This is a genomic window from Deltaproteobacteria bacterium, from assembly GCA_019308995.1.
Classification (GTDB): domain Bacteria; phylum Desulfobacterota; class Desulfarculia; order Adiutricales; family JAFDHD01; genus JAFDHD01.
The window spans coordinates 1-11,541 of record JAFDHD010000101.1 but is presented as its reverse complement, the minus strand read 5'-3'; the positions used below and the strand labels follow the sequence as shown (position 1 = coordinate 11,541).

Below are 11,541 nucleotides of genomic sequence, written 5' to 3'. Positions count from 1 at the left end.
CGGAGGCTGCTTCATCTCCACCATAGCCACATCCTGCCGTTAAATCACACCGCTTACTACAGTTATCAAGATTAAATTATGTTATAATGAATATAAAGGCGCTTGAATCGGGATTGTTTGGCAAAGCCTGTCCATAATGAAGGCATGCCTAGGAAGAGGCGGTTGTAAGCCGGTCTTTGAGGAAGTCCACCTGGCCTTTTAGCTTCTGGTCCTTTTTGTATCGCTGCTTGAGGCTGTGCAGCGCATAAAGGACCGTGGAATGGTTCCGGCCGAAGATCTGGCCGATGGCTTCGAGGGAAAGGTCGGTCGTCTCGCGGAAGAGATATATTCCCACGTTGCGGGGCAGGACTATGTTCTTGCTTCGAGATCGGGATCGTAAGTCCTCAAGGTTCACCTTGTAATACTGGCAGATCAGGTTAAGGATCACCTCACGATCAACGGTCTGCTCGTTTTCAACCAGGTCTTCCAGGGCCTCATGGGCCAGTTCCAGGTCAATGCGGCGCGCCAGGAGCTTACTTTTGGCCCCGAGGCAGTAAAGGCAGCTTTCGAGCTGTCGGACGTCCTGGGTCAGGCGGCGGGCTAAATAGGCGAGCACGTCCTCCTCGATCTTCAGATCGTTCTCCCCGGCCTTGGCCTTGAGGATGCGGAAGCGCGTCTCATAATCCGGCGGCTTGATGGCTGAGATGAGGCCGTTGTTCAGGCGTGAGACCAGGCCTAAGCGCAGGCGCGGAATATCTTTGGGAAGATGGGAGGAGGTCAGGATGATCTTTTTTTTCTCTTCCATGAGGTAGTCCAGGGTGTAGGACAGTTCGGCCTGAATCTTCTCCTTGCCGCTCAGAAAAGAGATTTCTTCCAGGACAAGGACATCACACTGGTGGCGGTACTTGTTTTTGAACCCTTCGAGGCAGTTTTTCTTAATGGAGTAAACCATTTCGTTGGTAAAGTCTTCAGTCGTGAGGTAGAAGACGGTCTTGCCCGGGTCACGCCGCAGGATATGGTGGCCGATGGCCTGCGAGAGATGGCTTTTACCCAGGCCGGGGGTGGAGAGCAGGTAAAGCGACTCGGTATTGAGGTCCTGGTCGGAGGCCAGGGCCAGGGCGACCGAGTAGGCGAAATTATTGTTTTTTCCAACGATAAACCGGTCAAAGGTGAAGCGGCGATTGAAACGGAGCGGAATCCGGCCATGAACCTCGAGGCGGGGAAGCTCGTACTGGCCGGAGGCGGGTCTCTTGGTGAGATCGGCGCGCTTCTCAGAGACAGGGGCAATGACCAACTGGACCGACCTGGCCGAATTGCCATTCGGAGACGCCTGTTTAAAGGCCTCCACGATCAGGCGGAGGTAATTTTCCTTGACCCAGGAGAGGAAGAACTTGTTGGGGCAGCCAAGCTGGATGGTCTGATGTTCCAGCTTGAGCGGCTGTAAGGGGTCTATCCAGAGTTTAAAGTTTTTTTCGGCCAGCTTTTCTTCCAGACTGTTACGAACAGATGCCCAAAGAGCTTCCATCTGCAGCTAGACCCCCTTTATGGAGCTGGTGTTTTTCAGATGGCCTCTTGATACCTCATCAAGTTCCGGCGGTCAAAGACAATCTGCCGAGTTTTTCTTTGTCTGGACCGCTGAGCTTTCCACACGCCCTATCCGCATAAAATCACACGCTCCTTTAAAGAAAGGCATATTAAATGGACTAGTTATCGGTCCAAAGGCCCCAGGCGGCTATCTGGCCTAAATTTTGGGGAATTAAAAAATTATCCACACCTGTGCATAAAATCATTCACATTCTCTAACTTAGAATTCCTGCCTTTTTCTCCTTTGTGCTAATTTTCTTAAAAATTTCATTAAAAAAATATTTTTCTCTTAACTAGGCTAAAGCAGGGGGTTTCTGAAAAGCTTTTTTTTTTGATTGACTCCCAGGCCGGCTTGAGGCGCTATTTTTTGTCCCCTTAAAGCCGATGCGCCTCTCGCAGAGACCGTGAGTCCTTGTGAAAAGTGTGTTTTGTTCATTGTGTTTATAGTTCGTTGAAAGTGCCTTGTAACCCCTTTTGACCTTGAACATTTCTCTAACATTTGAGATTATGTGCCATGCCTTCACCGCGCCAGCCAGCCATTCCAGACTATGCTGCCTGCCTGGAGCTGATGGCCCGCCATCAGATGCCTGAGCACGTGGCGCGGCACTCGCGTGTCGTTTGCGCCCTGGCGCTGTACCTGACCTGTGAACTCGGAAAGCAAGGCCTGAAGCTGAATCATGAGCTTGTCCGAGCCTCGGGCCTGCTTCACGATATCACCAAGCGACACAGCTTCAATCGCTCCCTGGATCACGCCCTGACCGGCGCCAAGCTGCTTAAAAAATTGGGGTATGGGCCGGTGGCCCTGGTCGTGCGTCAGCATGTCCGGCTCTCCTCGGCCCGGCCCCCGGGCCGAATTTCTGAGGTGGAGGTGGTCAATTATGCGGACAAACGGGTCGTCAATGACGAGGTGACTTCTCTGGCCGAGCGATTCGTATATATCAAGAATCGCTATGCCAGTACCGAGGAGGCCAGGGCTTATATAGACCTTTACACGAGCCAGATTCTCCAGCTGGAGAAAGAAATTTTCGATATCATCCCCGGCGGCCCGGACCAGCTGCTTCATCTTGGACTGGATCACGACAGGATCGCCGGGATCATCGAACCTTAACCCGATATTTCCTGGCCAGGCCGTATTCAGAGGCTGAAGTCAATGGACATCACCCGGAGAGAATAATAATTTTCTGCCATGAATGAAATAAAGGTGGGGGCTGATTCAGCAGGGCTAGGTTATCAGGGCTAGACCGTCAGCCCTGGTTCAATATTTCTACAATGCCATCCCGCTCACTCCGGCTTTGATCGTCGGCCGGGAAAACCTCGATCTCTGAAGGCAACGACGCCCCGAGGCCAAGCTCGACCGCCCGGGCGATCTGCTCCTGCTCGAAAATCTTCGGCCCCATGATCTGGCTGTTGCCGCCCAGTGATTTCAAAACCGCCACCCCGACGGCGTCAATGGCGACGCGATCCGTGGAGGCCAGGAAGACGTTCCCCTTGGCCCGCTTGCCGGTCATGGGCCCGCCGTCCACAAAGACATCAAGGCCGTCCATGATTATGAGGGCTGGTGCAAAAGGCGCGTTTATCTCCGCGATCATCCGGCGCATGTGACGCGAACCGTGCAGTTCGCGCATGTAGTCGTAACCGTGACGCATGGTGGGCACCACGCCGACGTGAAGCTTGAGCGACATGGTGAAGATGCCGCCGTACTGGTGTGTCTTGAGGCAGCAGGTGGAGATGAGACATTCGGCCTCGAGGATGGGGCGGGCCACTCGAAACCCGTCCCGCCAATGGCTGTCCTCAGGCTCGACCTTGACCCAGCCCTTATCGTCAAGGTCGTCGAAATTGATAACCCTAACATCCAGCTTCTCCAGGAGTGGTAAAATACCTTTATCCTCCATAACCTCGCTCGTGGGAGGGTAAGCGCGCTCGCCCAGGCTCACCGATTTGGCTCCCATGTTCCAGACTTCTTCCACCAGCGCCACCAGGGTATCGTTATGAGTTGATCCCGGGGTAAGGTCAGCGGTGTTGAAGTTGGGCTTGATCAGGACGTCCTTGTTCCTGACCGGGTTTATGTTCAGGGCCTTGATGGATGCCGCCACCCCGGATTTTCGATCCTCGGTCTTCAAGAATGCCACACGGCTCTTAGGGCTGGCCATAGTCAAACCTCCGCGAATACCCAGCAGCAAGGCGCTGCTGGCTGCGCCTGAGTACTTGAGGAAATCCCTCCTGGTAACGGCCGCTGGGTTTCTCCTGTTTCAGAGTCCTTTTTTTAATTATACAACCTTACGCTTCAGACGCAAATTTTTCGGTTCAGGGGGGAACTTTTTGGCCTTAATGCCTGAAATGCGATATACTCCGTGAAAATCGGCAAGGATTATTTAAAAGGAAAAAATGTGGTGAACCTGGTTCTTATCGTTGCCGCGCTCTTCCTGCTGGCGGCCCTGCTTTTCAGTGAAAAGCAATCATCAGTCAGGCTCGTCCTGGTTACAAAGTCCAGTCTCTCCATGCTGTTCATCCTGACGGCCCTCCTGCAGCAGCATCCGGTTTCGGGTTATTTCCATCTTCTTCTGGCCGGCTTGATTTTCTGCATGATGGGCGACATCTGTCTGGCCCTGCCTCAGGCCAAGGCTTTCATGTTAGGGCTGATCGCCTTTTTACTCGGTCATGTTTTTTACCTGTTCGGTTTTATTTCCCTGACAGATTTTTATGAGTGGATTTCTGTGGAGCCGCTCGTTATTCTTACGGCCAGCGCCGTTGTCTTCGCCTGGCTGCGGCCTCATTTAAGGTCAATGTTCTTCCCGGTGCTGGCGTACATCGTGGTCATCACGGTCATGCTCTGGGGGGCCTGGGCGGTTTTTAAGGCCCGCTCCTATGGTTTTCCAGGGCCAATGTTCATTTTTGCCGGGGCGTTTTTCTTCTATGTTTCGGACTTTTTTGTGGCCCGGAACCGTTTTGTCAGGCGAGGATACGTGAACCGGCTTTTCGGTTTGCCTTTGTATTACTTGGGCCAGTTTCTGCTGGCCTTCTCGGTGGGGCTGGTTTAAAGAAACGCCAGTCGAGGCAGCCGGGATTAACCTCACGGGGATTTAAGGGAAAGGAGTTTTAAGCATGGAAAAGATGATTGCCTTTTGCGGGCTAATCTGTACTGAATGTCCCGCCTTTATCGCGACCCAGAAAGACGACGACGAAGGCAAGGCAAAGCTGGCCGCATCCTGGTCAACAGAGGAGCAAGTGATCAAACCCGAAGATATCAACTGCGATGGATGTCTTTCTGCCGGAGAAAGGGTCATCAAGTTTTGCAACGCCTGTGAAGTCAGGCGGTGCGGGTTTGAAAAAAACGTTGAGAACTGTGCCTTTTGCGGCGAGTATGCCTGCGAAAGACTCAATCGGATTTATGAGTTTATCCAGACCCCGGTGGCAAAAGCGACACTTGAAGAAATAAGAAAAAGCCTGTAACTTGCATGCGGGTCAAACGTCCAAACTCTGACTTCGTGCGGTCCCGGGTTTTCTGAGCCGCATGAATTTGCAAGAGATAGGCCTATGATTACTTATACCCGCCGAAAATTCCTGTGCCTCGGGGCAGCCAGCCTTACGGCGGTCGGTTTCCCGAGGCGAGGATGGGCGAAAACCATAAAGCCGAACTCGCAAAGGAGCGGTAATAAGATGCCTGTCATACGCAACCAGCCTGAAGGTATGGCACAGCAGGTCGGCGCCCGTCCCGGAGAGCTGGATAAACTGGCGCGGCTTTTCAGCAAGATGATAGAGGAGGGGCTTCACCCCGGCGCGCAGCTTGCGGTTTTTCGCAACGGGAAACTCCTCATCGAGCTGGCCGGCGGGCTCGACGCCCCTTCCGGCGACCCGGTGACCACCGAGACGCTCTTCCAGATTCGCTCGACGACGAAAGCCCTGACGGCTATGGTTATGCTTATGCTTTACGACCGCGGCCGGTTTTCGTTTGACGATCCTGTGGCCAAGCACTGGCCGAGCTTCGCCAAAAACGGCAAGGAATCAATCACCATCAGGCACATCATGGGTCATCAGGCCGGCATCCCGGACGGGCCTGCCATCTCAGTGCGGCAGATGAGTGATCGGGCCGCAGTGGCAGCCGCGGTCGAAGCCATGGAACCGGTCTGGCCGCCGGGCAGCGCCAACGGCTACCATGCCGCCACGTTTGGGTGGGTGCTCAATGAACTCGCTTATCGCTGGGAAGGCCGCAATATCAGCCAGATTCTGAAAACCGAGGTCCTTCAGCCTTTGGCGATCAAGGAAGTCTATCTTGGATTACCCAAGAAAGCGTTTCAAAGGATGGCCAGGATGGTCGTGGAGGAGGAGGTGCGGGAACGGCAGCCGACCCGCGCTCGCTTCAGCGATTTTTTGAATACTTATGAAGGAGTGAGGCTGCCTTTGTCCTGGGTCGGTGGGGTGGCTACCGCTCGAGACCTCGCTCACCTGATGAACATCCTGGCCTATGAAGGGACTTTCCAGTCTTTTACCTTTTTTTCAAAGGAAACGCAGAGGCTGGCCAGCACCCCTACTAATGAACCCGGCCAGGTTGACCGCCGCCTGCTGTGGCCTGTGCGCTGGGGATTAGGTTTTATCCTGGGAGATACCCCGCATATCTATGGCGCCCCGCCTCACGCTCAGGCCGTGGGTCATGCCGGTGGAGGCGCCGGTGTGGCCTGGGCTGACCCGAGGCAGCGCCTGGCTGTGGCGTTTTTATGCAACCGCATGCTGGGCGGCGCCCGCTGGTGGGAGCGTTACCTCAGAATCGGCGACCAGGTCTATGCCTCCATCAAAGGATAAAGGGCTTACGAAGTCAAAACGGTATGAGCGCGCAAAAATATATTCCTTTTGATTTAGTCAGGCCGTGTTTTTAACTCCCTGGCTCGCGGCCCGGCCTGATTTGAAACAACTTAAAGCTTGAAAAATGAAGGAGGTTTATTATGGCGGTTGACTATGAAAAGGAAGGCCGGATTGCCATCATCACCATCAATCGGCCTGAAGCAATGAACGCCCTGAACGCGGATGTGCGAGAGGAGATGCAGGCGGCCTTCATTGATTTTAAGGACAACCCTGACCTGTGGGTCGCTATTCTTACCGGGGCCGGGGACAGGGCGTTTTCCGCCGGGGCGGACATAAAGGACTTTCAACCGGCCACCAGCGAGGAGGTCGAAGGGAGGCAGGAAGCCGCGCTCATTCGGGCCGACATGATCTGGAAGCCTTTCATTGCCGCCATCCATGGCTACTGCCTCGGCGGCGGCCTGGAGCTGGCCATGACCTGCGATATCAGGATCGCGGCTGAGGATGCTCAACTGGGCCAGCCCGAGGTGAACATCGGCTTCATGCCTGGCGCGGGCGCGACCCAGAGACTGCCGCGATTCGTTCCGCGGGCAGTGGCAGCCGAGATACTGCTGACTGGCAACCGCATAAACGCTCAGGAGGCCTTGCGCATCGGCCTGGTAAGCAGGGTCGTGCCGCTGGACCAGCTTATGTCCACCGCCAGGGAGATAGCCGACACCATCTGCACCCGGGGACCCCTTGGAGTCAGGGCCGCCAAGGAGGCCATGGTCAGGGGTTATGATATGACCTTAGAAGAAGGCTTGAAACTGGAAAGGAAGCTGGTCACTTATCTCAGGACCACCGAGGATTTCATGGAAGGGGCCAGGGCCTTTGCCCAGAAGAGGCCGCCGCAGTATAAGGCAAAATAGGCTCTCCGGCCGCTACTAACCGGTCTGCGGGGCTGTTCAAAAATGATTAATAAAAATACCATTCCGATAAACCTTTTTAAAGGGAAACCCCAGGGTTATTTGGCAAAGAAACTGTTTTCAAGCTTTGGAAGAGGGCGGGGATAAACCCCGCCCCTACTCTAAAACTCTAAATCGGTATTGTAGAAGTGGGGCTTATCCCCGCCCGTATTTTTTATGATGACTCTAAATCGGTATTGTAGAGGTGGGGCTTATCCCCGCCCGTATTTTTTTTGATGACTCTAAATCGGTATTGTAGGGGCGGGGTTTATCCCCGCCCGTATTTTTTTGATGACTCTAGATCGGTATGGCCGTTGATGGCTTTTCTTAATAGATACTGACTATCTAATCCGCTTCGGGCGGCGGCCTTTGAAAGCAGTCACCAGATGCGTAATAGCAGGGATTAACCTTGCAAAGGTTCCGGGGGAGGTTTTGATCTTGGAGGGGATAGTTTCCAAAGTTAAGCAGGTTCCCCAAGCCTCTGCAGCCTGATTTATAGATGGCCTCCAGTTCGTGGAGCTTACCTTTAGGGAGAAGACGGGTTTAAGTAAACAGATATGCCTTTGTTTAGTTAAAAGAAGATTCTTATCAATTGATTTTGCCTCAAACTTTAACTGAAAGTAACCTTGCTAAATTACCATTTGAGTGTAAAATATAAACATAGTTATAATCATAAATTAGTAAGAGCTATCAACTTCTACTCATGCCAATGAGGTGGATTATGGCCGTTATTACGATTTCAAGAGGATCATATAGCAGAGGAAAAGAGGTCGCTGAGAAGGCTGCTCAAAAACTTGGCTACGAATGCATTGTTCGGGAAATCCTTCTGGAGGCCTCGGAAGAATTCCACATTCCCGAAATAAAGCTCCTTCATGCCATTGAGGATGCACCTTCCATTTTCAATCGCTTTACTTATGGAAAAGAGAAATACATTGCTTATATTCAGGCTGCCTTACTGAAGCACTTACAGAAAGACAATGTAGTATATCATGGCTTCGCAGGTCACTTTTTTGTAAAAGACATACCCCATGTCCTCAAGGTTCGGATCATTGCCGATATAGAGGACCGTGTGGAAATCGTGATGGAGCGGGATGAGGTTTCAAGGAAAGAAGCCTTACACTTTCTTAAAAAAATTGACGCGCAACGAAGAAAATGGAGCCGGGATCTCTATGGAATTGACACATGGGATCCCATCCTCTACGATCTAGTTCTCCATATCCATAATATCAGGGTGGATGAGGCGGTTGACATCATATGCCATACCATTGGGTTGAAACATTTTCAGACGACCGCTGAATCCCAAAAGGCAATGGATGATCTAACCCTCTCTGCTGAGGTCAAGGCTGCCTTAATAGACACAAAGCCAGACATTGAAGTGACTGCCAATAACGGATTGGTTTATATTAAAACAGAAGCCCCGCTGGAGCAAGAACCAAGATTGGTTCAAAAGATAGAGAAAATAACGAAAACCATCCCCGGTGTCAAAGAAATCAATATTCAGGTTCTTCCCCATTACACTGTATAACCCTTGATTAGATGATGATAATTCTTCCTGGAAGAGGGCGGGGATAAACCCCGCCCCTACTCTAAAACTCTAAATCGGTATGGCCGTTGATGGCTTTTCTTAATAGACACTGACTACCTTATCCGCTTCGGGCGGCGGCGGGCCGGAGGCAGAGGAGCGGCGCTCAGAAAAGACCGGTAAATGCGGCTCATGGCGTCATCTGCGCCGTTGACCGCGCCGGTGACCACCAGGCCGGCGACCTGGTTGATAAAGCTTTCAAAGTCCAGGATGCCTTGGTAGTGGTCCTCATGGATGTGTTCGTAGGCGTGATGATGGCTGTACTCCTCAAAGACATTCTGCTTCAGCTCGTTTTTCAGGTCCGGGCTGAACGATTCCGGCCACAAATAGTGAGCCGGCGCACGGGACTCAGGCAAAGCGGTCTGGTTTCGAAAGGAGGCGTAGATTTCTTCAAAGGTTTCATCAGCCCCGTTCTCCGCGCCGATGACGACCATCTCGGCCAGGCGATCGACGAACCGCTCATAGCTCTTGAATTCTTCGTGATATAGCGCGTCATAGACGGCCTTAAAGGCGCCGGCCTCCTGGACCTGAGCCGCAAAGGCCCTGCCGACGCGGCCCTTGATAACGCTCTTGTATCCCTCAGGCCAGTACCTTTCCGCCGCGGCGTCCGTCTCTTCGGTGTCCGGGATATCATGCATGTTTGCAGTTCCTCATTAAAAGGGTTTGTCAGGGGCCGCCCCTGACCTTGATGACCTGGCCGGTGACGTAGCTCGATTCGTCAGAAGCCAGGAAGAGGGCCACATTGCTGACGTCTTCCCCTGTTCCCAGCCTCCGGAGCGGAATATGCGCCAGGGCCGCCTTCTTGAAGTCGTCCATGTACAGGCCGTCCTGGCGAGCGTTTTCTCTGGTCATTTGCGTTTCGATGAAGTCCGGGGCGATGCAGTTTACATTGATATTGTACTTACCAAGTTCTAGGGCCAGGGAGGCGGTCAGACCGGTCAGCCCGGCGTTGGCGGCGCTGTAGTTGATCTCACTCGACCGGCCCAGTCCTGAAGGCACCGGGGAGGCGATGACGATGATCTTGCCATAAGTTTGCCGTATCATGTATTTCTGAGCCAGTTTGACCGTGTTAAAACAGCCCTTGAGCTGGACGTTGATGACCTGATCCCACTCGGGTTCGGTCATAGCGTGCACCGGGGCGTCCTTTCTAATACCCGCATTGGAGACCAGGATATCCACCCGGCCGAAAGCAGCGGCCGCCTGCTCGAAGACCCGCTCCACCTCTTGCAGGCGCGAGACATCGGCCTGGACCGGAATGGTCTTCCGGCCCAGCTCCTTGATTTTTTCAGTCAGACTCTCGGCGGCCATGAGGCTGAGATCGTTGACGACCACGTGCGCCCCTTCAGTGGCAAACTTCCAGGCAATAGCCCGGCCGATGCCGCTGGCCGCGCCGGTAACCACGGCCACCTTTTCGGAAAGCCTCATCTTGCCTCCTTAACTTCATTGCTCCAAGAAATCTCCCATCGCCGGTCCACCCCATAGATGCGGCCGTTCTTAATCTGGGCGATGAGGTCCTGTTCGTCTCTCACTTCTTCTTCAAAAAGGGTGTAGCAGGCGCCGACGGCCAGGCTGGCGTGGGCATCGCTGCCTCCGGTGCTCTTCAAGCTCAGCTGTTCGGCGACCATGGCCGCCAGGTCGCGTTCCTTTAAACCGGATCGGCCATTGTAAACCTCAACCGCGTCCACGAGCCTGAAAACAGGGCGCTGAAGAATAGCCTCCATCTCCCTGGACAGCCCGGGGTTGTTTGCGGAAGAGGCAAGGGAGCATGCGGCCACTGTTTCAGGCTCGAATCGAAAAGGGTGGGCCAGGATCATCACCCCGCCGACCTCATCCACCATTCTTTTGAGTTCATGGGCGCGGTAAACGTTCAACACGGGTTCGTTAAGCCCGAAGACGAGGATTTCGCCGCAGTCGGTGCTGACTTCGACTCCCCCGATGACCAGGAAGTCATGTCTGCTTTTCAGCTGTTCAATGGCCTTTTGGTCCCAGATCCGGTTGTGTTCGGTTATGCAGACGCCGTCCAAACCAACGGCTTTGGCCCGCTCGACAAGCTCGCCCGGCTCCATGTAGGCGCAGCCAGAGCCGTGATTGGTATGGATATGCAGGTCAATCTTCATAGCCGCAGGCCTTATAAAGTGTGAACCACGGCCGGGCCGTGGTTCGATGGAAATACCAGTCTCTGGATGTGCTGATGCTGCTTTCCGGCGGCTAGGCCCTGCGGGCCGCAAACTGACAGTAGCCGTCCTGGGGCGTCTGCGCCTCCATCTGGACGCGGGCGTCAATCTCCAGGTCCTGGTGAAGGGTTTCGCAGGCCGTCAGGCAGGCATACCGGCAAGGCAGACGGTTCGCCACCTCCTGACCGCACTTCTCCGTTATCTTCTTGAACGTCAGACAGTCCGTGACCCGATAAACCAGCCGGTGGTGATTGTTCTCAATAATCGGTAAAACGGGAATGTCCTGGGTGCTCAGATAGGCAATCTCTATAAAACGCTGCGGCACCAAGGCAAACCGCAAATAACCCCCGGTCTTGTCCACCGCCTCCAAAAGAACCTCATAGGTCCGGTCCGGATACTCCTCGCCCAGCTTCCGGGACTGCCTGATCCAGTCCCGGCCGTAAGCCTCGAAGATGGCCCGGCCTTCAGCCTCGCTCTCCTCAGG

The 11,541-nt window shown here is 53.8% G+C and carries 12 protein-coding genes and 1 pseudogene; 6 read left to right on the top strand and 7 right to left on the bottom strand.

Features of this window, described 5'->3' with window-relative positions:
• Window positions 1-148: 148 nt before the first annotated feature.
• Window positions 149-1,504 (bottom strand): chromosomal replication initiator protein DnaA, encoded by a 1,356-nt coding sequence (gene dnaA / locus JRI95_13750; GenBank protein ID MBW2062607.1) that lies wholly within the window; start codon window positions 1,502-1,504, stop codon window positions 149-151.
• Window positions 1,505-2,077: 573 nt separating this feature from the next.
• Between dnaA and JRI95_13745 the strand changes: the two genes are divergently transcribed.
• Entirely contained in the window at window positions 2,078-2,671 is a 594-nt protein-coding gene (locus JRI95_13745; protein MBW2062606.1) for an HDIG domain-containing protein, read from the top strand.
• 136 nt (window positions 2,672-2,807) lie between these two features.
• Here the strand turns inward: JRI95_13745 and JRI95_13740 are convergent, their stop codons facing one another.
• A complete protein-coding gene (locus JRI95_13740; protein ID MBW2062605.1) occupies window positions 2,808-3,713 on the bottom strand; it encodes a DUF362 domain-containing protein in 906 nt (301 codons plus the stop codon).
• Window positions 3,711-3,791 (bottom strand): annotated as a pseudogene (locus tag JRI95_13735) (twin-arginine translocation signal domain-containing protein). Before JRI95_13735 ends, JRI95_13740 begins: the two are co-directional and overlap by 3 nt.
• A gap of 123 nt (window positions 3,792-3,914) precedes the next feature.
• On the opposite strand from JRI95_13735, the gene JRI95_13730 reads away from it, so the two are divergent.
• From JRI95_13730 to JRI95_13710, 5 genes are all read left to right on the top strand, one after another.
• Window positions 3,915-4,601, top strand: coding sequence for a lysoplasmalogenase (locus JRI95_13730; GenBank protein MBW2062604.1), 687 nt, complete (start codon window positions 3,915-3,917; stop codon window positions 4,599-4,601).
• A gap of 64 nt (window positions 4,602-4,665) precedes the next feature.
• Window positions 4,666-5,013, top strand: coding sequence for a DUF3795 domain-containing protein (locus JRI95_13725; protein ID MBW2062603.1), 348 nt, complete (start codon window positions 4,666-4,668; stop codon window positions 5,011-5,013).
• 207 nt (window positions 5,014-5,220) lie between these two features.
• Complete coding sequence (locus JRI95_13720) at window positions 5,221-6,360, top strand: beta-lactamase family protein (protein MBW2062602.1); 1,140 nt, start codon at window positions 5,221-5,223, stop codon at window positions 6,358-6,360.
• Between the two features lie 140 nt (window positions 6,361-6,500).
• On the top strand, window positions 6,501-7,265 hold the full coding sequence (locus JRI95_13715) for an enoyl-CoA hydratase/isomerase family protein (protein MBW2062601.1): 765 nt from the start codon (window positions 6,501-6,503) through the stop codon (window positions 7,263-7,265).
• A 757-nt stretch (window positions 7,266-8,022) separates the two neighbouring features.
• Window positions 8,023-8,826, top strand: a complete 804-nt coding sequence (locus JRI95_13710) for a cytidylate kinase family protein (protein ID MBW2062600.1) — start codon at window positions 8,023-8,025, stop codon at window positions 8,824-8,826.
• A 113-nt stretch (window positions 8,827-8,939) separates the two neighbouring features.
• Here the strand turns inward: JRI95_13710 and JRI95_13705 are convergent, their stop codons facing one another.
• From JRI95_13705 to JRI95_13690, 4 genes are all read right to left on the bottom strand, one after another.
• Window positions 8,940-9,521, bottom strand: coding sequence for a hypothetical protein (locus JRI95_13705; protein MBW2062599.1), 582 nt, complete (start codon window positions 9,519-9,521; stop codon window positions 8,940-8,942).
• Between the two features lie 28 nt (window positions 9,522-9,549).
• The gene (gene fabG / locus JRI95_13700) at window positions 9,550-10,308 is read right to left on the bottom strand and encodes a 3-oxoacyl-ACP reductase FabG (GenBank protein MBW2062598.1); all 759 of its coding nucleotides are present in this window, start codon (window positions 10,306-10,308) and stop codon (window positions 9,550-9,552) included.
• Complete coding sequence (locus JRI95_13695; GenBank protein MBW2062597.1) at window positions 10,305-11,000, bottom strand: PHP domain-containing protein; 696 nt, start codon at window positions 10,998-11,000, stop codon at window positions 10,305-10,307. The genes fabG and JRI95_13695 overlap by 4 nt, the downstream gene beginning before the upstream one ends.
• A gap of 91 nt (window positions 11,001-11,091) precedes the next feature.
• Window positions 11,092-11,541, bottom strand: a 450-nt coding sequence (locus JRI95_13690; GenBank protein ID MBW2062596.1) for a hypothetical protein, incomplete at its 5' end; no start/stop codon positions are given.

Excerpts from the sequence above, each read along its gene's own strand:
- dnaA (MBW2062607.1), bottom strand. The coding sequence starts at position 1,504 with ATGGAAGCTCTTTGGGCATCTGTTCGTAACAGTCTGGAAGAAAAGCTG.
- JRI95_13745 (MBW2062606.1), top strand. The coding sequence starts at position 2,078 with ATGCCTTCACCGCGCCAGCCAGCCATTCCAGACTATGCTGCCTGCCTG.
- JRI95_13740 (MBW2062605.1), bottom strand. The coding sequence starts at position 3,713 with ATGGCCAGCCCTAAGAGCCGTGTGGCATTCTTGAAGACCGAGGATCGA.
- JRI95_13725 (MBW2062603.1), top strand. The coding sequence starts at position 4,666 with ATGGAAAAGATGATTGCCTTTTGCGGGCTAATCTGTACTGAATGTCCC.
- JRI95_13720 (MBW2062602.1), top strand. The coding sequence starts at position 5,221 with ATGCCTGTCATACGCAACCAGCCTGAAGGTATGGCACAGCAGGTCGGC.
- JRI95_13715 (MBW2062601.1), top strand. The coding sequence starts at position 6,501 with ATGGCGGTTGACTATGAAAAGGAAGGCCGGATTGCCATCATCACCATC.
- JRI95_13710 (MBW2062600.1), top strand. The coding sequence starts at position 8,023 with ATGGCCGTTATTACGATTTCAAGAGGATCATATAGCAGAGGAAAAGAG.
- JRI95_13705 (MBW2062599.1), bottom strand. The coding sequence starts at position 9,521 with ATGCATGATATCCCGGACACCGAAGAGACGGACGCCGCGGCGGAAAGG.
- fabG (MBW2062598.1), bottom strand. The coding sequence starts at position 10,308 with ATGAGGCTTTCCGAAAAGGTGGCCGTGGTTACCGGCGCGGCCAGCGGC.
- JRI95_13695 (MBW2062597.1), bottom strand. The coding sequence starts at position 11,000 with ATGAAGATTGACCTGCATATCCATACCAATCACGGCTCTGGCTGCGCC.